This window comes from Polynucleobacter sp. Tro8-14-1 (genome assembly GCF_018881655.1).
GTDB lineage: Bacteria > Pseudomonadota > Gammaproteobacteria > Burkholderiales > Burkholderiaceae > Polynucleobacter.
Map to the genome: position 1 here is coordinate 1 of NZ_JACVPX010000001.1, position 21816 is coordinate 21816.

At 43.9% G+C, this 21816-nt stretch carries 17 protein-coding genes; 8 read left to right on the plus strand and 9 right to left on the minus strand.

Features of this window, described 5'->3' with window-relative positions:
* The first annotated feature begins 63 nt into the window (after positions 1–63).
* Positions 64–1217 (plus strand): IS3 family transposase gene (locus tag ICN34_RS00005; RefSeq protein WP_143742197.1). Its coding sequence is split into 2 segments (ribosomal slippage): positions 64–304 and positions 304–1217, totalling 1155 coding nucleotides; the frame shifts between segments, so codons are not numbered across the junction.
* 15 nt (positions 1218–1232) lie between these two features.
* Here the strand turns inward: ICN34_RS00005 and ICN34_RS00010 are convergent.
* The 8 genes from ICN34_RS00010 to ICN34_RS00045 form a co-directional block, all read right to left on the minus strand.
* The gene (locus tag ICN34_RS00010) at positions 1233–2075 is read right to left on the minus strand and encodes a hypothetical protein (RefSeq protein WP_216120090.1); all 843 of its coding nucleotides are present in this window, start codon (positions 2073–2075) and stop codon (positions 1233–1235) included.
* A gap of 158 nt (positions 2076–2233) precedes the next feature.
* The gene (locus tag ICN34_RS00015) at positions 2234–3943 is read right to left on the minus strand and encodes an amidohydrolase (RefSeq protein ID WP_216120091.1); all 1710 of its coding nucleotides are present in this window, start codon (positions 3941–3943) and stop codon (positions 2234–2236) included.
* Between the two features lie 99 nt (positions 3944–4042).
* The gene (locus ICN34_RS00020) at positions 4043–5164 is read right to left on the minus strand and encodes a choloylglycine hydrolase family protein (RefSeq protein ID WP_216120093.1); all 1122 of its coding nucleotides are present in this window, start codon (positions 5162–5164) and stop codon (positions 4043–4045) included.
* A gap of 46 nt (positions 5165–5210) precedes the next feature.
* Positions 5211–6041 (minus strand): hypothetical protein, encoded by an 831-nt coding sequence (locus tag ICN34_RS00025; protein WP_216120095.1) that lies wholly within the window; start codon positions 6039–6041, stop codon positions 5211–5213.
* Positions 6042–6059: 18 nt separating this feature from the next.
* Positions 6060–6869 (minus strand): hypothetical protein, encoded by an 810-nt coding sequence (locus ICN34_RS00030; protein WP_216120098.1) that lies wholly within the window; start codon positions 6867–6869, stop codon positions 6060–6062.
* A gap of 339 nt (positions 6870–7208) precedes the next feature.
* Positions 7209–8927 carry a TnsD family Tn7-like transposition protein gene (locus ICN34_RS00035; protein ID WP_216120101.1) on the minus strand — a complete coding sequence of 573 codons (1719 nt, stop codon included), beginning with the start codon at positions 8925–8927 and terminating at the stop codon, positions 7209–7211.
* Positions 8928–8935: 8 nt separating this feature from the next.
* Positions 8936–9316, minus strand: a complete 381-nt coding sequence (locus ICN34_RS00040; RefSeq protein ID WP_216120104.1) for a hypothetical protein — start codon at positions 9314–9316, stop codon at positions 8936–8938.
* A gap of 9 nt (positions 9317–9325) precedes the next feature.
* On the minus strand, positions 9326–9730 hold the full coding sequence (locus tag ICN34_RS00045; RefSeq protein ID WP_216120105.1) for a helix-turn-helix domain-containing protein: 405 nt from the start codon (positions 9728–9730) through the stop codon (positions 9326–9328).
* An 81-nt stretch (positions 9731–9811) separates the two neighbouring features.
* Between ICN34_RS00045 and ICN34_RS00050 the strand changes: the two genes are divergently transcribed.
* The 4 genes from ICN34_RS00050 to ICN34_RS00065 all read left to right on the plus strand — a co-directional run bounded on the left by ICN34_RS00050 (position 9812) and on the right by ICN34_RS00065 (position 14696).
* Positions 9812–10096: a DNA-binding protein gene (locus ICN34_RS00050; RefSeq protein WP_216120108.1), complete on the plus strand. Its 285-nt coding sequence runs from the start codon at positions 9812–9814 to the stop codon at positions 10094–10096.
* Between the two features lie 432 nt (positions 10097–10528).
* Positions 10529–11296 (plus strand): hypothetical protein, encoded by a 768-nt coding sequence (locus ICN34_RS00055; RefSeq protein WP_216120110.1) that lies wholly within the window; start codon positions 10529–10531, stop codon positions 11294–11296.
* Positions 11293–13371 carry a hypothetical protein gene (locus tag ICN34_RS00060; RefSeq protein WP_216120112.1) on the plus strand — a complete coding sequence of 693 codons (2079 nt, stop codon included), beginning with the start codon at positions 11293–11295 and terminating at the stop codon, positions 13369–13371. The genes ICN34_RS00055 and ICN34_RS00060 overlap by 4 nt, the downstream gene beginning before the upstream one ends.
* A complete protein-coding gene (locus ICN34_RS00065; protein WP_216120114.1) occupies positions 13368–14696 on the plus strand; it encodes an AAA family ATPase in 1329 nt (442 codons plus the stop codon). Before ICN34_RS00060 ends, ICN34_RS00065 begins: the two co-directional genes overlap by 4 nt.
* Positions 14697–14724: 28 nt before the next feature.
* On the opposite strand, the gene ICN34_RS00070 is transcribed toward ICN34_RS00065, so the two are convergent.
* On the minus strand, positions 14725–15648 hold the full coding sequence (locus tag ICN34_RS00070; protein ID WP_216120117.1) for a TniQ family protein: 924 nt from the start codon (positions 15646–15648) through the stop codon (positions 14725–14727).
* A gap of 253 nt (positions 15649–15901) precedes the next feature.
* Here ICN34_RS00070 and ICN34_RS00075 point away from each other — a divergent pair, with 253 nt between their 5' ends.
* From ICN34_RS00075 to ICN34_RS00085, 3 genes are all read left to right on the plus strand, one after another.
* Positions 15902–17452: an efflux transporter outer membrane subunit gene (locus ICN34_RS00075; protein WP_255538537.1), complete on the plus strand. Its 1551-nt coding sequence runs from the start codon at positions 15902–15904 to the stop codon at positions 17450–17452.
* Between the two features lie 169 nt (positions 17453–17621).
* Positions 17622–18761, plus strand: coding sequence for an efflux RND transporter periplasmic adaptor subunit (locus tag ICN34_RS00080; RefSeq protein WP_216120592.1), 1140 nt, complete (start codon positions 17622–17624; stop codon positions 18759–18761).
* Positions 18762–18768: 7 nt separating this feature from the next.
* On the plus strand, positions 18769–21804 hold the full coding sequence (locus ICN34_RS00085; protein ID WP_216120119.1) for an efflux RND transporter permease subunit: 3036 nt from the start codon (positions 18769–18771) through the stop codon (positions 21802–21804).
* The last annotated feature ends 12 nt before the right edge of the window (positions 21805–21816 follow it).

Consider the following 21816-nt stretch of genomic DNA (forward strand, 5'->3'; position numbering starts at 1 on the left):
TGAATCGCTACCACTTCTATAGACACTTTCTAGCCTAATATTTAGTCTATTAGGAGGTGTGTAATGAGTACAAGAAGACGGTTTACTGAAGAGTTCAAGTTAGAGGCAGTCAAGCAAGTCGTTGAGCGAGGATTTGGGGTTCGAGATGTGGCTGCTAGGCTGGGCACCTCACCCCATAGTCTGTATGCCTGGATTAATAAATATGGTATTCCAGCCGAGCAGCGCTTAGTTCAAGATGATCAATTAGCTAAGCTTAAAAGACTGGAGGCGGAGCTGCGGCGGGTTACCGAAGAGCGCGACATCCTAAAAAAGGCCGCCGCGTACTTTGCCAAGGAGTCCGGTTAAAGTACGCCTTCATCAAAAAGCACCAGCATGAGCATGCCATCCGCACGATGTGCAAGGTTTTGCGAGTCCACCACAGTGGCTATTACGCTTGGCTTAAAGAGCCGCTCTCGTCTCGAGCGTATGAGAACCAGATGATCGTAGGTCAAATTAAGCAAGCGTGGCTGGCAAGCGGCACCATCTATGGTTATCGCAAGATCCATGATGACCTGCAAGATCTGGGGATTGCTTGTGGAGAGCAACGGGTGTATCGATTGATGAAGGCACAGGGCCTGCGTTCCCAAACAGGCTACAAGCGTAAACCACGGCACCATACTGGTAAGCCTCATGTGGCAGCCCCCAATCACTTGGGTCAGCAGTTTGATGTTTTAGAACCTAATGAGACCTGGGTAACGGACATTACTTATATCCGCACGCATGAGGGTTGGCTGTACTTGGCGGTGGTCTTGGATTTATTCTCCCGCCAGATTGTAGGCTGGTCGATGCAAGGTCAAATGGATAAGGAGTTGGTGGTCAGCGCCTTGCTGATGGCTTTATGGAAACGAAAACCCAAGCAGACAGTGATGATCCACTCGGATCAAGGCAGTCAATTTTCTAGTTACGAGTGGCAAGCGTTCTTAAAAGAACATAACCTCAAACAAAGCATGAGTCGGCGCGGAAACTGCCATGACAATGCCGTAGTGGAGAGCTTTTTCCAACTACTCAAGCGGGAGCGGATTAAACGTAAAACCTATGCCAGCAGAGCAAAAGCAAGAGAAGATATTTTTGATTACATCGAAATGTTTTACAACCCGGTTAGACGCCATAGTTACAACAATGGACTTTCTCCGGTAAGATTTGAAGAGCAGTACCAAGCGAGGTTGGGAAGTGTCTAAGATATTGGTAGCGATTCAGTATCTAGGGCCCGTTTTGCCTGATACCCAAATTCTTAAGTAACGCTGCTCACCTATCCAATGCCATTGCAAGGCTTTCCAGCGAATGGGCATACTTTCAGTTCCTTGTCTTATGCCCGTTCCCAGCAAGAACTCCACATAGACGCGGCAAAGTCTACGCATATGGTTACTGCGTTGATTACGGCCAAAACGCTCCCAATCTTGCATGTATTCCAGTAGATGCTTGATCTCTAGTTGATTAAATGCAGGCCTAATTTCTGCCCTATCGGCAGCGACCTCCAATAAGGGAATGGTGCGATTTCGATGGATTAAACCCTGATCCCTGGCTCGTTCAATTACTCGCTTATAAAGCCCCGCATGACGCCTTTGGGTATAAGTCTTGGGATTCTTACCCATCCGAGATATGCGCCACGCCACGTAGTCATCTACTAGCTCTTGGGTTATGTCATTGATCTGACAATCGCCAAAGAATGGGATCAGGTACTTGGTATAGATATGAATATAGTCCGCATGTGTGCGTTTATTAGGATTGGCTTGGACTACTCGGGCAGCTGCAGCCAACTCTTGCGTGGCTAGTTGACGAAAGGTACGGGTCTTAATGGCTAGATCACTGGCTAGCTTGACCTTGACTGTTTCATAGACGGCAATGGCTTGGGTAGTGGCTTCGGCTAACTGGTCAGAGCCTGTACTGGCGGAATGCCAAGCTCCAGTTGATAACTTAAAACGGCATTGCCATTGGTGGCTATTAGGTCTCTTATAGAGAGTCAGAAGACCGTCAAGGAGTTTGATGGATTCTTGATCAAGAGTAGTAGTGGAAAATAATAGCGATAAATTATTCATAACAAGTGTCTCGAAAAGCGATACTTGTTAGCTTAATTTCAGAATTACGTTTGTGCGACCTGAATTATTTAGAGTCCGTTAAACCAACGGTACAGCGTCAGGGCTGCGATAGACTGTTGCTGATCACAAAGCAATCAATTGCCCTAAAGTTAGTTAACTTAAAAAATAAATTTATCTAACTGTGGACCAATAAATAAATCCTTACCATTCTTAATGGTCTTCACAATCTGAATATCCTTAATTTCCATTGGGTCTACTTTCATTGGATTGCGATCAAGAATCACCATGTCCGCAAGTTTTCCAGCTGTAATAGTGCCCTTTGATGCTTCTTCTTTGTACTGATATGCAGGCACAGCAGTAAAACCACGCAGAGCGGTATATGGATCTATGCGTTGAGCAGGTCCTAAGGTGCTCCCTCCATAGGTCTTGCGATTAACCGCAGTCCAAATCGTAAATAATGCACTTGGCCCTGATGATGGCGTGTCATTATGCAGTCCAAATTGCATATCTTTTGCTTTGGCCAAATTGAGCGGAACCATATTGCTAGCCCTCTCGTCCCCTAAAATCTGTCTATACACATCGCCATACATCCAAATGTGGTTAGGCATAAATTGGGGCAGGATTTTATTCGCCTTGTATTGGTCAAGCTGATCATCACGAACAAAGAATGAATGTGAGATTACTGATCTGCGATCTTCAGAAATTCCCGTTTCTTTTATTGCCTTGGTAATTCCAGAAAGCGCCATATCTATACCAGCATCCCCATTGGAATAACCAAAGTACTGGATATTTTTTTCGTAAGCTAGCTTTGCGTACTTATAAACCAAATCCTGAGAAGCAACAGCCATCCCGCGCCATTCTTTTGGAAATCCTGTGGTGTCGTTATAAGGCTTGGTGAAATAGGCCAAACGTAATTGTGGTGCACCATCTGTAGAGACCAATATTCCAGCAACCTTAAAGCCGCCATCACCCTTGGTATAGACTCCAAAAGGATAATTTTTATTAGTTTCAAGTAATTGATCAACCACATCATAGGTGGGCAGCGCAATCAGATCTAAGCTGATCACATTACGATCAACTGCTTGGCGCATATTACTAATATCTTGAATCGTAGTTTCATAACTTTGCGCAGTAGTGTATCCATTTGAGACATAGATCTGTTGGGCTTTGCGATAAGTTTCCATCATTAAATCTTGAGAGTACTTACCGAATACCTTCGCTGTTGCCTCGAAATTAGGATCGCCAATTAACTCACCAGTAAGTTTTCCTGTCTTTGGATCAACGGGCAGAATGCCTTGTGTCACTTTAGTGGCTTTGGTAAATCCTAGCTTCTTTAGCCCCGCAGTATTCACAATCCCGGTCAGGGTAGAAATATTATTAACAAATACTGGTTGATTAGGAAATGCTGCATCTAACTGAGCAATGGTTAAAGGGCCGTCGGCAAGAAAAGCGTCTGCATACTCTGCGCCAATAATCCAACCGTTAAATGGTCTTGCTTCTGCTTTCAAGCGGTCTATTAACTGCTTAGTAGTTTTCGGTGGATTTTTTGAAAAGTACCCCAAATTGACAGCGAGAGTGTTCTGAGCAATCAGAGTAAAGTGGCCCCAGGCATCTATAAACCCTGGCAATAAAGTTTGACCTTTTAAATCCTGCATTACTGGATTAGCGCCGGCTCCATTTAAAGCGTCTCGCAGATTACCGACATAAGCGATCTTCTTGCCCTTCACTACGACTGCTTCAACATACTGTGGCTTATCACTCTCCATCGTCAAGATATCACCATTGAAATAAATCACTGCATTATCGGCAAAGACCGGGGCTGCTAGCGAAAGAAAAACTGCAGAGAAAATAATTTTGAGGATACGCATAAATGGCCGAGGTATTAAGGTTTTGAAATTTTAATGAACAAATAAACCTAGTTTGATGCACTAAAAAATAAACCACCCAAAGGCGGTTTATCTACTAATTTATTTTAAGAGTTCTGCTGTCAAATCGTTTTGTGGGTAAGGTAATTTATCCACTAACCAGCTTTTCGTTTTTCCAGATTTAAACATTTGGTTCAAATCAATCTCGATAAAGTTGGTACGACTTGCATAATTAGCAATCTTCATCTTGTTGTTTTTTAAATCCTTCAGATTGATCCACTGCGTGTAATCAGAGACTACCTGCTTGCCATCAATAGATCTTGCAACTCCCATAGGAATGTCCACATTATCTAAAATATGACCCGTTAACGCAACAGCATCAATGCTATTGCTAGGCTGATAGGCAAGCTGTCTGAGATAAGCAGCTCTGACAAAACGCGATGGTGGCGTGTAATCCGCTGGTAAGCCAATCAAACCACCGCCCTGTCCTAACTCAGTTACATTAACTTTGCCAACAGTTACAGAGGGGGTAGCAGTTGCTGTGAGTGACAAATAGTTGCGTACGTTATTCAGGTGCCAATCATAGGTTGGAGCATTGGTTAAGACGCCTGCAAGATTATTGTGGATAACCATTTGTCCTTTTACAAACTCAATCACGATACTCTCACCACTTCGATCAGTTAAAACAAAATGCAACCATGGTGGGGTTGGTAAACCCTTCACCTCACTTGGATCAAACCAAACTTTATATTTAGGTAATTCATTACGCAGCTCTTTGACTGTAGCAAACATCCCCAAAATAAAGCCGCCTAAATTGAGAATCGAAACGTAGTTTTTGTCTTGCGGGCTGACTGTCTGGTATTCAGTAAAGCCTGGCAAGAAGTTTCCACTAATCGCAAGACCAGCTTCATTTTGACCCTCTAAGTAGGCAGGTGGTCCTGGTAGGATGGCTGGTGAGATACCTGCAAATCCATATTTACTCGACAAACTGCTTGCAGGTAATTTCATTGAACTAGGCGCAGTTAAGGCGATAGCTGTACCTTTGGGATTGACGGTTAATTGCCACTTCATATCAAAAGCCCACTCCATTGTTCTACCCGCAACAACAGAGCCATCTTTTGCAGTGATATTCACAGCAGTACATGCCTCACTCAAAAAGGGGGCAAATACTAAGCTTAGCGAGAGTGATGTAGCAATAATTTTATGAGTGATGATTTGTTTCATATGAATCCTTATATAAAGTCTGGTGTCAGCCTTCTAACGCTTTTGTTTATTTCAAAATGACTAAAGTTGCTGTGGCACGAGCACCCCATCCTGACGGACCACCTGGAGTATTACTAATGTAATACATAGGGCCAGCGGCAAACTGCAAAGGCACGCCATCAAATACCATTAATTTCGATACGCCGACATATAAGGGGTTGGAAGTACGATGCGTGTCGTAGTTATATTGCGCCTCCATATTCACGGTATAAGTAAATGCGTCCTTGTTGGTGAAAGCGACAAACGGTTGGCCATATAAATTGTTTTGCGTGCCAAAGCTTGGATTGCCACCTACACTCCAAGACTGATAACCTAGCAATCCATAAGTCCAGGGACCATGACGATTGAGAACTACACCCGTCACACCAGCACCAGTTTGTTGTGAGCCAAACTTGCCGCTATTGCCCGAGGGAGATACAGCATAGGGACCCACCCCCCAGATCCAAGATGAATTGGTGTTAGGTGCATAGAACGATTCCACCGTAACACTAGCAATGCCATAACCCGAAAATGATTGTCCATTCGCAGCCTGAACACTGACCTCTCTTACACCGGCAACAATCGGGCGAACAATAAAAGTATCTCCGCCACCAAGATCAAATGGGGTTACCGGCTGAAAGAGCGAGGTCTGCTCTGAACCCGCCTGATTTTTACCGACACCACGACTAAATTCGTATTGCAGCGGTACCGAAATCATATTGGCAATCGGGTTGGCTAGTTTTTTAGCAATGCCGACCTTATCCACACCCCCATCAGGAGCGCTACTGCTTTGAGCAGCTACTAGGCTAGACAATGTAGTCGCTGTGATAACGACAAGAATACGTTTGAATGTTTTCATGGGATCAGTGATTCAGAATCAAAATTTAAAGGTAATGGCAGCTTGCGGACCCTTCATAGTTGTTTTTTGCAGAAGGCCATTACTATTCATGTCGTAGTACAGGGCGCGATAGGCTAAGGAGACGTCTATCCACTTATCAAAAGTCTTGCCTACACCAATCATTCCTTGCCATGTCATATTGGTTGTGCCGCCACCCCCACCTATATCGGCATATAACGGGATATACCAAGTAGAGTCAGCCAAGCGATATCTGCCTTTGAGCCCAACAATTGGGTCTACAGTTGAGGTTGATTTCGAGTCACTGGCATGTAATGAAGTTCCATCCAAAACCAAACCAAGGGTGGCAGTAATCGCAATACTTCTTACGCCAACCAATCCGTCAAAGTAGGCATCTTTATTATTTATAACGGTATATGTTGCAGCGCCAGTAAGAATGGTCTGCTGCAAAGTTGCGCTAGTGGCAAACCTTGCTGGAACCGCTCCTTGAGCTGTTGGTGCCGTAGTACTGATAGTTTGATTCTGTTGCAATGTAGCGGAGACTAAATCCCCCATGATCCCCCAATTACCATAGTGAGCCTCTGCAGCAATCATTCCACCAGCTTTAAGATCGCCAAGAACATTGCTAGATGACAAAACTGCTGTATTCAAATATTTGTCATTAAAAAATAATGTTGAGCTAATTCCAGGTGACCATAAATATGGGGTTACCTCAAAACGCCATTGATCAGAGACTTTTGGAATTGGGGATCCATCTGATTGCGCTTGGGCTAGCGACATAAGAAGGGCAACACATCCAGCCAAAGTTAATTTCAGGGCTTTGTGAAACATTTTTGTTAATCTTTATTTAAAGTGGTTGTATTGAAAGTAGCTACTGAATTCAAAAAAACCCGCCACGGCGGGTTTTTTTGATGTGTACGACTATAGATTACAAGGTGTTTTTATAAATCTATCCGGACTATACCGCACGAAATGAAGTCTTTTTTGCTGAAAACATTACTAATATACAAAAATAATAATGTACTTTTATTAGCAATTTTTATAACCTCTGGGAACGCACGGTTTTGGTGCCCAAGACTGCTATTGGCCGATCTCTGCCGGTCAAATCTCTAAAAAATTACTTGATTTGAATGGCCGCAATTAATCTGAAAGCTGTCGATGGGTAACGAACTAGCTTTGCTTATATGTAAGCGCCGATGTGATCGCAGACTTGGTAAGTGGTAATCGCTCTAATTTGGCTAGCTTAGCCTTCAAGTCAGGCAATCGTTGATAAATCATCCAGAGCAATATTCTTTTGCATGGATTCTCTTCAAATAATTGGAGCGCTGTTTCTTTAACTTGCTGCGCCAGGGTTTCGTCCCGAGCATCCCAATCAACATTTGAATGATTTTGGCGGGGAGCTTTACTTAATTTAGCCGATTCCTCTATAAGCCATTCACGGTTGTGTCGATACAGCCACATGAATGTGGCCGGCTCTAGAACTCTCACTGCCTTCACTCCAAGATTTGGGTTATTTCTAATGACGACTTGCCAAGCTTCACGATGACTTTCTTGAGCATTTCTAAATCGCGCCTGATGCCATGCTTCCGAAAGGCCAATTTCAGTGCTTAGTAATTTGTTAACTGTTGTAATTGAAATATCGTGAGTTGCGGTGATGACTTTTTTATCATCCCCGTTCTTTAACGCCCTGATCATTTCGCCTCTAATCTCAGGAGTCATTTTGCTTGGGCGGGTGGGAACTTTAATTCCTGCTTTGGTTGCCCATGCCGCTGCCGTTGCGAAATCAATTTCCAAATCCTTGGCGGCACCAGTAATAGTCCGTCCCTCTTTAGTCAAAAGGTTGATCAACTTAGTTTTCTTGGGATTATCTGCCGTGATCTTTGGCGGTGATAAATCGGGTTTGATTGAAATGTCTTCCGCGAAGTTCTCATACGCATGGATGAATTGATCCCAGCCGCCATAAAGCCAATTTATCCAAACCAGATGGCGCAACGGGTGCGTCCCCGTTCGAGGCGCAATCATCTTTCTGGCAAAAGTAATCGCCTCATCTACGGTGTTCGGCAATGCCCTAAGTTCTGGAGTAACGCGCAGCACCTGTGTGTACTGTGAAAATTGAACCCCCAACCCCTTTGGCTTGATTTGTAACCCAGACTCTTTAAGAAGCCCCCGATCTCTTAGTCGAGCCAAATAGCATTGCTGTAGCCGAGTTGGGTCAAATAAGAAGGACTCCGGAAGGGTTGCTATAGAAATTGATGACTGGGCTAACTTCAAAAGTGACGCATTAACCTGGGGTTGGCTTGGCTCGACTGAAGCAAATGGTGATTCAAGTTCATTTAGGTTGGGTAGGCACCAGAAAAATCTCTCAACACCAGTGGATTTGATGCTCGAAGTAAGTAACCACTCACTGTGAATTGGGCAAATCCATACTCCTGGCAGCTGATGACTTCTATGCCAATACGCCACACGATGATTTTGCACGTCCTCGCCTAAGCATTTAGGGCAAGCTTTAAGAGGGTGATTGGCTCTAAACCGACTAGTAAGTATTCCTAGATTCCACTTTAAATACCCTATGCCCTCACCCCGCATTGCTGCAATCGCCGAAGTTTTTATGTGTTCTTGAGCGAGGGGTAAATAGAAGGGGAGGATGGAATGGCGATAAATAATTTCATCTGGACCGCCCAATACACCATCTGCGGCAGCAGCTAAATAGTCAATGCGAGAGGGAAAATCATGCGCCAATCCTTGGAGCTTGTGCCCAAATAATTGCTGGCAAGTGCTGGAGGGTTTGTAGTTTTTGGAGAGATGGTGGTGCCTGGAGCAAATGCTAAATAGAGTTTCATCTGGAAGCCAGCGTAAGTTGATGGCAACAGAATCATCAAAATGATTCATGGGTTAAATTATTTCTTTTTTGATGGCTCCCCAACTTTTGGAACCAAATGCAGTCCCTCCATTTTTTTATCGGCAGGTATTTTATGGGGGCCCATCACTACTTTAATTGGGTTAATGCCCGATCTATCCATGCACACACAGGCGCACAAAAATAACCCCATTCCACCAAGAATTAATATCCCCTTTAGCGCTACATCTATTGAGCCATCTTGTTTTACTAGCGGCAACCAAAATGCAGTCAATATGAAGATGGCGGCTAAGATAAAACAGCCAATACTCCTTTTGAAATGCAGGTCAAAGTTAGGCTTGGGTTGTAACGGTTTCTGTGGACTGATGCCCTTAAACGCGGCTTCTATTGTATTTTTAACAAATCTTAAGTGATCGGTCATGGCATTGGGCTATGCAGCCATAGCAAGGGTTAGGGTATTGTTAATAAGTGATGGGCTGATCTCGTTGGCATCTATAAAGTGCTCATAAAGCATCTTGACTACCCACTCTTCTCTTTCGGGAGGCAATTCGATTCCCTTGGACAGGCACCCAGCTCTAATTGCACGAGAAATCATCATAAGCATTTCCCAATCAATTGCTTTGGCATTAGTGGTGACATCCGTCTGACCTGTAATTAAAAACTTCACATCAAAATGAAGGGTGTCTGCCAGAATGGCCAGGGCTTTGTTATCCATATTAGCCTTGCCTGTTTCATACATAGCAACAGCCGAGCGCCCAATGTTAAGTACATTGGCCACATCTGCTTGTGTCAGGCCTAGCCTCTTCCGCTCTTTTGATAAACGTTCGCCGAACATAAATAAGTTCTTAGTTGTGAGAGTCTTGATTATAGGTCTTAAATATTGACATAGTGATTAATTTTGACAAAAATGAGAGACATGACAACATTAACACCCAAGCAGGCAAAAGACTGGTTTGATAGGCACGGCGTATCGGTATCTGATTGGGCTCGGGCGCACCACTTTTCGCCTTCAGTTGTCTTTTCTTTGTTGGCCGGGCGCTGCACGGGCAAACGTGGTCAGGCTCATCTTGCTGCGGTGGCGTTGGGGCTAAAACTAGGAGCCTCTCCATATGAGGCATCGCCACTTGAGTTTGAGCCTAAGTTTCCCGTAGGTGATGTATTGATTCAAAAAAGGAGCCAAAACAATGTAAGGCAAAAGTAAGTTTTAGGGCTTTTAAAGGGGCTCATAAAGCACAAAACCCAAAAACCTCGGCAAAGGAATTTGGGTTTTTAAAGGTAGTGCGAGTCAAGAATGCACCTGACTTGTCTCCACTATCTCGAAAAACAACGCTGTTGTCAAGCGATTGGATAAGTGCGTCCAATTTTTACTAAATTAATCGCGGAATTGCCCTCCTGGGCATATAGATAGAGGAGTTATTGAATGGGAAATAGCACCCGTCCAGGCGCAGCGCGCCTAAAGGAAATATTACGTAGACAGAGCCCACCTAGATGTGGGAAAGAGTATGAACCCGCAATAAAAGCATTTAGAGAGGAGGCTCCATCCATAAGTTGGGTCTCACGGGTTTATTGGAATTTACTCGATCGAAAAGTCCATTTTTTATCCCGGGTTGAACAGGCGGCTGGTTTTTTGGCCATGAGTAGCCCTCAAATTTGGGAGCTGCAAGAACAACGTATGTTGCCGGTAATAGATAGCCCTCATCCGCTATCGTATTTCGGCAAAGAGAGTGATCGCCTTTTGCCAAGATTGCCCGGGACATTGGAGGTGGCAGAGAAGTTGGGGCTAATCAAACATCACCCGTTAATCAAGGTGCCAAATAAAGATGGATCAGTTGATGAGATTTTATTTCCTTGGATTGGAGATCTCCTTTTATATCTTAAAGATAGTCAGGGTTGTTACTGTGTCAATTGGACTATTAAAGGAGTTAAGGATAACTTTGAAAACTCAAACTTAAATTCACTCAAGGGAAAAACTTTCAATCGAAATGATGAAAAATCCTGGGCTCGGCATGTAATTGAAGAGTCGATGTATGCGGCAGCGGGAATTCGAACGGTGCGTATTACAGGTGAGGATTTGAATGTAGACATTAACAATAACTTAAGACAGCTTTGGCTTTGGCATCACCGAGAAACAAAGTTAAGTTCGGCGGAAGCGCAAGAGATTATTGGTGAGTTCGCAATAGCCATGATTAAGGAGGTGCCACCGATTGAAACAGTTTTATATCTTCACGCAGAGTTTGGATTTGAGATAGACGATATTAAAGCCGTACTGTATCAAGCAATTTCAAAGCGATTTCTAAAGGTAGATTTGACTTGGCCTATTATTTTGAGCGAACCCCTAAATAGAGAAGTTTTCAATATATGGGATAGGACGGCGCACCTATTTGCAAGGAGCTCATCATGAGCTTGGGATTTCAAATGGGAACACAACTGATAGCGAGTGAAGGCTATCGGATGCTAGAAAAAAACATCACCTATTATTTTCTTCGTAGCTATTCAAAATGTGGTGCGTCGAGTGCCTATGTTCAGCTGTCTCATTTCACAGAAAAAGAGGGGGATAAAAATTCTCCTATGCCAATTCCATTCTTGATCGTGATGAATCGCGATGAATTTGAGAGCGGAGTTCGGATGAGCAAAATTAGTCGATGTGAAGTTCAGAGATCGATGCCCCCCTGGTTAAGTCATCTAGAAGGCAAAAATCTTAAGCAGCTCAACTCCGAAAAAGGGATGGAAACGCCGCATGAAGAAAGAATTTTGGCTAGACTAAAAATTATTGAACCATTAATAGCGGACTGGCGAAACTTGCTGGAAAAAGATGATCCAGATTATGAAATAAACCAATATGCTAAAAAATGCCGACCAGTCCAAAAAGGGTCTCGAGTCCGGCTTTGGTTTTATCTCTATTTAGTATTTGGTCAAAACCCCGACGTTCTTCATTACCGCACTAAAAACCTTGGAACGTGGTTAAGGGGGGAATCGCGGTCTCACGTTAAGCGAGGGGCTCCATCCATTACCCATGGAAAAGAGCATGGTTATAACGCAGATTCTGACATGATCGAGAGGATGTTAAAAGGCTACGCCAGAGAAGTGGGGCTTGGAATTGAGTTAACGACTATCTATGTTCGAGTTTTGACCAAAAATTTTGGCTGCAAGGTAAAGAATGCAAAAGATGGGCTCAAAGAGTACTTTCATCCGATGGGACACCCATATCCATCTATGCGAATGTTTCGGTATTACATAGACAAAGAATTCGGAAAATACCAGGTTCAAGAAAGGCTTAAGGGCAATGTGCTTGCACGCAGAAAAAATAAGCCACATCAAGGATCCTTTTCATCGGCTGTGTGCAATATTGGCGAACATGTTGAAGGTGATGCATACGTAGTGGAAGAGGTCCCTAGGGGAAGTATTGAAGGAAGCAGCCTAGGGAATCTATTCGTGGCCCGATATGTCGATGGCATGATTAGTCTTCGTCTAGGAATTGGATTTTCAATGGGCGCTGAAAGAGCAAGCGCCTACAGGATGGCAAAATTTTGTTGCGCGATTTCAAAAGTTAAATTTTGCCAATTATTTGGAATCACCATTACGGAAGATCAATGGCCAAGCATTGGGATTCCTCCTCACCTCATAGAAGATCGAGGTGTAGGCAGCACTCAAAAAGCAAAATCAAGTCTTAAGATTGGCGAAAGCGTCATAGACGAAATGCCGCCTTCGGGAATGGGGCAATCCAAGCCAACAGTCGAGTCTGGAAATCCGTATGAACGAAAAAATGAAGATAGAGCAAGTCATTTTCAATCAGATCTAAGGCTCTTTCAGTTGACTGTGCGAGAAATCCTTCGAGTTATTGCAGAAAATGATACCGCCAAGATCCTGGCTAAGTTGCCCCCAGATGTCATGTTTGACATTAACAGAGCAACCCCAAAATCGGTATTTAATCGACTTAATGCACTCGGAAGAAATGATTTAATACAAATTTCATATGAAGATGCTGTAAGAAGTTTTCTTGATCCAATCGAGGTGGTATTAAAAAAAGATGGGGTCTACTTTAAGAATCAACTGTATTCATCCCCGACGCTTATTGAATTGGGATTTCTGGATCGAAACTGCTCTTTTGTAAATCAAAAATTGAGTGGTTACATGATGGCAGTCAATCTTCGGCATATTTGGGTTGACATAGGTGGGATTTTAATTGAGCTAATGATCGCTTGGAAAACTAGATCAGGCAAGAATGCTGGACAAATTTGCCTTCAAGAATTGGAGATGATGGAGCAAAAAAGAAAAGAGCTTACAAGGGCTACCGAACACCATCGTCTGGCTGGGATTGGCGAAATGGAGATGCAATTTTCTGAAGAGACGGGGTTACAGTGGAATGCAGGCTCACGGAAAAAGGGCCGGGCAAAAAGAAAAACAAAAATTGCAATTCAAGAAAATAAAGAAGCAATTTTCATAAGCCATGGGACGGGCGGGGGTGATGAGGAATGAATCCTTGGATAAACCAGTATGCAATTTTTAAATCGCTAGAGGAGATAAAGAAAAAATCCAAAATTAAAGCTGTGTCATTAAGAAATTTAGAGCAGCAAGTAATTTCAGTGGCATGTGCTCAATTACAGCAAGGCCTTGAAAGTGTTTTTGTCCCCACTTCGCAAGTTTGCGAGATCATTCAAACGGTCGGTATGGCTGCTTACGCACATTCTCTAAAAGAATATCCGAACAATAAGGTATTTCTAGAGCGCGTGTATGACCCTCCAGCAATCACTAATTTTTATGTGCCGTTTTTGCTAACGGGTCCCGCTGGAACCGGGAAGTCACAACTAATGAAGGCAATTGAGAGGCTTCTTACAAAAGGCTTAATTATAAAAACTGATCCTAGTCATATATTCCCGCTGGTGGGGGTAAAGAGGGTTACAGTGAATCAACGAAGGTCTATAAATCAACTGCTTCTATCGCTTGTGGAATCTGAAATTTCAGAAAGTGGTTTAAAGATAAAAAATTCAGATATTGCGGCTTTATGCCCCCAAGTTCTTTATAGGTCAGGGTGTAGTTTATTAATGATTGATGAGTTGCAATTTATGTCGCAAAGTAGTGCTAATACATTATTAGCTCAATCACTTATGGCCCTAAGTTATATAGGATTGCCGTTTATGGTGAATGCAAATTACAGTGTTTGCCATAAATTAATGAGTAGAAAGCAAGAGGAAAAACAGCGGCTCTTAACCAATCCAATAATGATGTTTCCCGATATTTCTGGTTCTGCTGATTGGTTGGAGGTTTTAAAGGAATACCAAGTAGTGGTGCAGTATTGCTATTCATTTAACTTAGTCAATCATGAGGAAAAGTTGTGGAGCTACTGTGCGGGACTGAAGAGAGTGTTAATTAAACTTCTAGTAAAAAGCTATGAGCTAGTAAGAAAGAAGGGGGTGTTTTTAGTTACCGAATTAGATGTGGAAAAAGCCTATTTATCTTTGGGATTTTCCGTTGATCGAGGCGACGTCGAATTGATCATTTCATCTGGTAGCACCGGACCGGCTGGCCGTCTCGATTTAACACCGCCGTTTGCAATTCCACTAACAATAAAAGAAGAGTATGAGCGTGGGCTTAAACGGGCTCGGGCAACAAAAGCAATGGAGGCGGCGATCGATGCTTCATTAACTCTTCAAGAAAGAAGGGCATTAGATAGCATTAAAGAGCAAGATTCGATTGAAAGTCGCAATCCAATTCCAATAAAACAAAAAGTTAATCGTAAGTCAAAGCCCAGCCCAGATACCTTGCGTGAAAACTTTACTAAATTTATGGGTAACAAAAATTAAGGCGGTAAATGGATAATTTGCGATGCTATCAAATCACCTCTTTTAGCAATTTTTTAGTTGATAAATTTGAAAATATTCTTAATGCCTCATCAGTTGATTTGCTGATAAAAAGCGAAAACATAACTAAAAGAGTTGATTGGAACTGCTCTAGACTTTTTTGCCTAACCAAGCCATCTAAGGGTCCGAAATATTCATTCGGTTGTTTTGTATGAAACCTTGGCACAATCTCCTTTAGAAAACTTTTCGGATATTGTGCGAATATAAGATCGCTAAAGTAAATCGTATCCTGCCTATATATGGATTTGTGCGACGTGAATCTATTAAGTTTTTTATCTAAAGATATTCGCACCAACCCAGAATTTTCTTTTATGGGCGTTTCTAGTATTGTTTGCAATGCTTCAACTAGGATGTGTACTGTTTTTGATTTTTTCAATTCCTCAGCTTGCGGGGCAAATGTAAACTTATTTTGACGATGCCAGAAATCTGGACGGAAATCGAAAACGTCACTCCTGGGGACATGTACAAGTAAATTTTTATGATGCTTTTCGCACCAATGTAGTCCTGGTATTTGATGCGATCTACGCCAATAACTAAATCCCCAAAAGTTTAAATCTTCATCGATGCAGTGACCGCAGAAGTAGCCACCCTTCCTTAATGGCATCATTCCTCTTTTTCGTAATATTTGCGGGGATAAGAGGGGTAAAAATTCAGAATCTTCTGGTATTACTGCATGAGATAAGGGTAGCAACGAATGTAGGGATACATATTGAATTAATGGCATTTTTAGTAAGTTAGCTGTTGTAGCTATAAACGACGGGGGGTGATCTGCGTCATTAGTTCGATAGATTTGATGCGCTTTACTGGTGGAGTGGTCTTTCAGCTGCTTTAAGAGCCTTAATCTACCCGCATGCCCACGACAAAATTCATCTGCCATGGGTTTTGCAATAAACATATTGATTCCTTAAGATGTAATGGAGGTGAATTCCACGAAAATCTTAAGAGAAAAAAGGCTATGATTTACGGACTAACTTTTAATAAATTTTATAGCTCTGCGAAATCAAGAGCTTAGACCCTTAATGCAAGACAGGCCTTATTGTCAGTGTTCACTCGCCTAAAGTTGTGGACAAAATTCAGTAGATAAATCAGGGCTTTACGAAGTCCTGATTGGATTTCTGTGGTCAAATAACTCTTGTAAAAGAGGATATTTGTTGCAACCTATGTTTCTGTCGATGCCCCGTCTTTCAGGTTTGAAATTGCTTCCGCTGATTTGTGCGCTAGCTCTCTCTGCATGCGCGGTCGGCCCAGACTTTAAGCAACCCGAGGCGCCCAAGACCTCTTCTTATACAGAAGCCCCTGTAGCTAAGAAACTCACCACGGCACCTGGAGTGCCAGGCGGAACAGATCAAGAGTTTGTAGAAGGCGCAGATATAGAGGCGCAATGGTGGGAGCTTTATAAATCTCCTGAGCTTGATGCGTTGATTAAAAGAGCGCTTGAGCAAAATCCAAATTTAGGTGCAGCTGATGCAGCATTGCGTGCTGCCCAAGAGAATGTCAATGCACAGATTGGTGGCCAGTACTTTCCAGCAATTGGTGTGGGTGCAAATGCCATAAGACAGAAACAGCCCTCAGCCGTCTATGGCATGAACTACGGCTCTGACACTTATAACCTCTACAACGCCACAGTTAATGTGACTTATAAGTTGGATGTGTTTGGTGGGGCTCGTAGAGCGGTTGAAGGTGCGCGCGCTCAAGCAGAGGTTGCGCAGTTTCAATTAGAGGGTGCTTATCTTTCGTTAACGGCTAACGTAGTGACGAGCGCCGTTAAAGAGGCTGCGTTACGTGCACAGATGCAAGCCACAGAAGAAATTCTGAAAGCCCAAACGAATCTTGCTGAAGTAACTGAGAAGCAGTTAATCATTGGTACGGTTTCAAGGGTGGATGTCACTTCACAGCGAACTTTAGTATCGAATTCTCAAGTCGATCTCTTTAACTACGAAAGAAACCTCGCATTTGCTCGCAATCAATTAGCAGTGCTAGTGGGAGAGATTCCGAGCAACGCTAATATTGCAAAGTTTGATTTGGCCAATTTGCATTTGCCAGAGAAGCTGCCTCTATCGGTGCCTTCCAGCCTGGTGCGGCAACGTCCTGATGTTCGGGCGGCTGAAGCCCAGTTAAAAGCTCAAAATGCTTTCGTTGGTGTTGCAACGGCGAACTTATTGCCACAATTTAATATCACGGGATCTATTGGTGCAGCCGCACTGACATCTAACGGGCTATTTGGACCGAACTCTGCATTATGGTCCCTTGGTGGCGGTATCTTGCAGCCACTGTTTCAGGGTGGTCAGCTGTTGGCGCAACGTCGTGGGGCCATTGCCAACTATGAGCAAGCTGCATTTCAATATCAGGCAACCGTCTTAAACGCATTCCAAGAAGTAGCCAATGCATTACGCGCACTAGAGACTGGTGCGCAAGCACTCAAAGCAGCATCGGACGCAGAGCGTTATGCCTACGAAACTCTGGACTTAGTGCAGCAACAGTACAAACTCGGTACAGCTAGTTATTTAGCAGTGCTCTATTACCAAAATCAGTATCAGCAAGCAAAAGTGAAATCTGTTGCAGCACAAGCAACTCGCTTCTCAGATACGGCAGCTTTATTTGCAGCATTAGGGGGTGGCTGGTGGAATCGTGAGGGCCCTGCTTTTAAACCAAAAGACATAGCGAACAAAGATCAAAATGAAACTTCTGGAACAAATTAAGAACAAGCTCGTTGCTTTGGTTCTTGCCTTATGGGCATGGCTGCAACGTAAAGCAATTGAATGGAAATTGCGTGAGAGAGCAATTGCGCTTTGGGAAAAGACCAAAGCCTTTTGGGCGCGCATGGGTCAGAAATGGCGTGGTACCAAGGCCCATGAAAAGCTCATGGCAATGGAGCCCTTGCAGCGTCGTATGACCATCATGCTTTGTGGCGTATTTTTATTATTGGGTTTGATCTTCGCTTTCAATCAATTCAAGACTTTCATGATTAAGCATTTCATCGCGGGCATGGGCTTACCTCCTGCAACGGTATCTACCATGGTGATTGCTAATGCAGAATGGCAGCCTAAGTTAACCAGCGTAGGTAATGTCCGTGCATTTAGGGGTGTTGAGCTCAGTACTGAGATTGGTGGCTTGGTTCAGACTGTGCCGATTAAGTCAGGTCAAGACGTTAAAGAGGGCGAACTCCTCATTAAGTTAAATGATGCATCTGATGTAGCTCAGCTGAACTCTTTAAAGGCAATGTCTGATCTCGCAAAAGTCATCAATGAGCGCGATAGACAGCAGTTGGCCATTCAGGCAATTAGTAAGAACGTATTTGATACGAGCGCCGCTGATTCCAAATCAAAACAAGCTCAGGTTGAGCAGCAAACTGCTTTAGTAGCCAAGAAAAATCTCAAAGCGCCATTTAGTGGTCGTGTGGGCATTGTTTCTATTAACCCAGGACAGTATGTAAATCCTGGCGATAAGTTGCTAACACTACAAACCTTGGATCCTATTTTTGTGGATTTCAACTTGCCGCAAAATAATGCCGAGCTCATTCAGGTTGGGCAAGAAGTTGAAGTCACTACCGATGCATTTAAGGATGCGAGCTTTGTAGGAAAGATTACGGCTGTTAGTCCAAAGGTCGATACCAATACACGTAATATTCAAGTCGAGGCGCAACTCGCTAATCCGGATAAGAAAATTCTGCCAGGCATGTTTGCTAATGTGAATATCAAGCTGGGCGATCAAGTGAAATACCTGACCCTACCCCAGACGGCAGTTACCTATAACCCGTATGGCTCGACCATCTTTATTGCAAAACCTACTGGCAAGAAAGATAAGCAAGGCAATCCAGCTCTTGAGGCACAACAGGTATTTGTAACGACTGGATTAACTCGTGGTGATCAAGTGGCCATTTTGAAGGGTGTTGATGAAGGCGCAACGGTGGTTACTAGTGGCCAGCTCAAGCTCAAGAATGGCACGCCACTAATTATTAATAACAAGGTGCAGCCAGCTAATTCACCTGATCCAAAGCCGCAGGAATAAATAGCAGATGAATTGGACTGACATATTCATCCGTAGGCCAGTGCTCTCCATGGTGGTGAGTGCGCTCGTATTGATTTTTGGTCTGAAGGCAATTGGTTCTTTGCCTGTAAATCAATATCCGCAAACGCAAAATGCGATTGTGACCATCACTACGGCTTACTATGGTGCTGACCCTGAAACGATTGCTGGGTTTATTACTCAGCCTCTTGAGGCATCTATAGCTCAGGCGCAAGGTATTGATTACTTATCTTCTGCCAGCGTGAGTGGAGTCTCCACCATTACTGCAACTTTGAAGTTGAACTATGACTCAAACGCTGCATTAACGCAGATACAGACTCAAATTAGTGCGGTAAAAAATCAGTTGCCACCGCAGGCACAACAACCTATTTTGACAGTGCAGGTAGGGCAATCTACTGCTGCGATGTATATGGGTTTCTACAGCGATGACATCGCCAACAATGCTATTACCGACTATCTATTACGAGTTGTAAAGCCAAAGCTGGACTCTGTTGAGGGGGTTCAGAATGCAGAGATTACTGGTGGACGTAAATTTGCCTTGCGCGCCTGGTTGGATCGAGAGAAGATGGCCGGTCTTGGTGTGGGCGCAGATGATGTTTATAACGCAATGTCAGCAAACAATTACTTGTCTGCAGTTGGAAGCACCAAAGGCGAGATGGTCTCGGTTGACTTGGTTGCTGGCACCGACTTGCATACCCTGGATGAGTTTCGCAAGTTAGTCATTAAAAAAGATGGCGTGAATATTGTGTACTTAGACCAAGTGGCCAATGTCACTATGGGTTCTGAGGACTACAACACGAACGTTGCCTTCAGCGGTAAGAGGTCAGTATTTATTGCTATTAAGGTTGCGCCGCAGGCTAACCTATTAGATGTAGCGCAGCGTGTGCGGGATGTTGTGCCAGATATTCAGAAGCAATTACCCATTGGCATGACGGGCAAGATTGTTTATGACTCTACCAAATTTATTACTAGCTCTATTGATGAAGTGGTGTCTACTTTAATAGAGGCCTTGGTGATTGTGACTGTGGTGATCTACCTCTTCTTGGGTAGCGCTCGTGCGGTTGCTGTTCCAGTAATTGCAATGCCTTTATCGCTCATTGGTACTTTCTTCCTCATGCAAGTGCTGGGTTATTCGATTAACTTGCTTACCCTTCTCGCTCTGGTCTTGGCAATTGGATTGGTGGTGGACGATGCCATCATCGTGGTGGAAAACGTTGACCGCCACATGAAAGAAGGCAAGTCACCACTAGAGGCATCTTTAATTGCTGCCCGCGAATTAGGTGGACCTATTTTGGCAATGACGGTAGTGCTGATTGCGGTGTATATCCCGATTGGCTTTCAGGGCGGTTTGACGGGTGCGCTGTTTACTGAGTTTGCCTTTACTTTGGCTAGTGCAGTAGCGGTTTCAGGCTTAATTGCCTTAACACTCTCGCCCATGATGTGTTCTCGCATCTTTACAGAAGAGCAAGAGGCTTCACCTTTTGTACAAAAGATTGATCGTATTTTTGAGAAGGTACATCACAGCTATCAAACCACTTTGCGTGATTTGCTAAGCACTTGGCAGGTCATCATCGTGATGGGTGTCATCTTGCTGGGGGGCGTAGCTTATTTGTATTCAACGGCGCGTGCTGAATTAGCGCCAACAGAAGATCAGGGTATTGTTTTGATGCAAGCATCAGGGCCTCCCAATAGTACTGTGACGCAAATGCAGACTTATGCAGATCAAATCTACGCAATTGCAGCTGCAGAACCAGAATACGAACAGGCTTTCCAGATCACGAGCCCAACTTCGAGCTTTGGCGGTATCTTGCTGAAAGACTGGGGTGAGCGCAGTCGTAACGCAACCAAGTTCCAAGAAGATATGCAGCAAAAATGGAACTCCATTGCAGGTGCACGCGTTGCCGCCTTTCAGTTTCCAGCCCTACCTGGAGCACAAGGCTTGCCTGTGCAGGTTGTTATCAATACAACAGAATCTTATGCAGCGCTAAACGAAGTTTCCCAAGCAGTGCTTGATAAAGCGCGCCGTAGTGGTAATTTCTTCTTCGTGGATTCTGATCTCAAGATTGATAAGCCACAAGATGTTTTAGAGATTGATCGAGAAAAAGTCGCTGCCTTAGGCATGACTCAGCAACAGGTCGGTTCAGCCTTATCTGCTGCTTTAGGCGGTGGATATGTGAATTACTTCTCAGTGGCTGGACGCTCTTATCGTGTGATTCCACAAGTGAAGCAAGTAGATCGTCTCAATCCAGATCAAATATTGGATTACTACATCCGTACGCCAAGTGGCGCGATGGTTCAAGCGCGCACTATCGCAACGATTAAACAAAGAGTGGTGCCGCAGTCTATTAATCACTTCCAGCAATTGAATTCAGCAACGATCTCGGGTGTAAGCACACCATTTATTTCGCAAGCGGATTTATTGGAGTTTATGCGTCAGACTCTGAAAGAGGTTGCCCCTAATGGTTACACCATGGACTATGCAGGGCCATCACGCCAATTTATGGCTGAATCGGGCGGCTTCTTAGTCACCATGTTCTTTGCGATTCTGATTGTGTTCTTGGTGCTCGCAGCACAATTTGAAAGTTTCCGGGATCCGATTGTGATTTTGGTTTCTGTGCCGCTAGCCTTATTTGGTGCCTTGATCTTTATTAATCTGGGATTCACGACCTTAAACGTTTATACCCAAGTTGGCCTGGTCACACTCATGGGCTTAATTAGTAAGCACGGTATTTTGATCGTGGAGTTTGCGAATGAGCTTCAGGAGGCGGGCCGCAGTAAGCTTGATGCTATCGTTGAAGCAAGTAGCGTCCGTTTGCGCCCGATTTTGATGACAACTGCAGCAATGGTTTTAGGCGTATTGCCTCTGGTGATTGCTTCTGGGGCGGGTGCCGCAGGACGCAAATCCATGGGCATTGTGATTTTCACTGGCCTATCAATTGGTACACTGTTTACACTCTTTGTAGTGCCAGCAATGTACTTATTTATTGGCGCTGATCACCACGCCAAGAAATTTAAGCAGCAGTAAAAAATGAAAGAC

Coding starts and splice junctions, on each gene's coding strand:
- ICN34_RS00010 (WP_216120090.1), bottom strand. CDS start 2,075: ATGAATAATTTATCGCTATTATTTTCCACTACTACTCTTGATCAAGAA.
- ICN34_RS00055 (WP_216120110.1), top strand. CDS start 10,529: ATGAGTAGCCCTCAAATTTGGGAGCTGCAAGAACAACGTATGTTGCCG.
- ICN34_RS00040 (WP_216120104.1), bottom strand. CDS start 9,316: ATGACCGATCACTTAAGATTTGTTAAAAATACAATAGAAGCCGCGTTT.
- ICN34_RS00060 (WP_216120112.1), top strand. CDS start 11,293: ATGAGCTTGGGATTTCAAATGGGAACACAACTGATAGCGAGTGAAGGC.
- ICN34_RS00085 (WP_216120119.1), top strand. CDS start 18,769: ATGAATTGGACTGACATATTCATCCGTAGGCCAGTGCTCTCCATGGTG.
- ICN34_RS00050 (WP_216120108.1), top strand. CDS start 9,812: ATGACAACATTAACACCCAAGCAGGCAAAAGACTGGTTTGATAGGCAC.
- ICN34_RS00045 (WP_216120105.1), bottom strand. CDS start 9,730: ATGTTCGGCGAACGTTTATCAAAAGAGCGGAAGAGGCTAGGCCTGACA.
- ICN34_RS00035 (WP_216120101.1), bottom strand. CDS start 8,927: ATGAATCATTTTGATGATTCTGTTGCCATCAACTTACGCTGGCTTCCA.
- ICN34_RS00065 (WP_216120114.1), top strand. CDS start 13,368: ATGAATCCTTGGATAAACCAGTATGCAATTTTTAAATCGCTAGAGGAG.
- ICN34_RS00015 (WP_216120091.1), bottom strand. CDS start 3,943: ATGCGTATCCTCAAAATTATTTTCTCTGCAGTTTTTCTTTCGCTAGCA.
- ICN34_RS00020 (WP_216120093.1), bottom strand. CDS start 5,164: ATGAAACAAATCATCACTCATAAAATTATTGCTACATCACTCTCGCTA.
- ICN34_RS00030 (WP_216120098.1), bottom strand. CDS start 6,869: ATGTTTCACAAAGCCCTGAAATTAACTTTGGCTGGATGTGTTGCCCTT.
- ICN34_RS00080 (WP_216120592.1), top strand. CDS start 17,622: ATGGAGCCCTTGCAGCGTCGTATGACCATCATGCTTTGTGGCGTATTT.
- ICN34_RS00025 (WP_216120095.1), bottom strand. CDS start 6,041: ATGAAAACATTCAAACGTATTCTTGTCGTTATCACAGCGACTACATTG.
- ICN34_RS00070 (WP_216120117.1), bottom strand. CDS start 15,648: ATGTTTATTGCAAAACCCATGGCAGATGAATTTTGTCGTGGGCATGCG.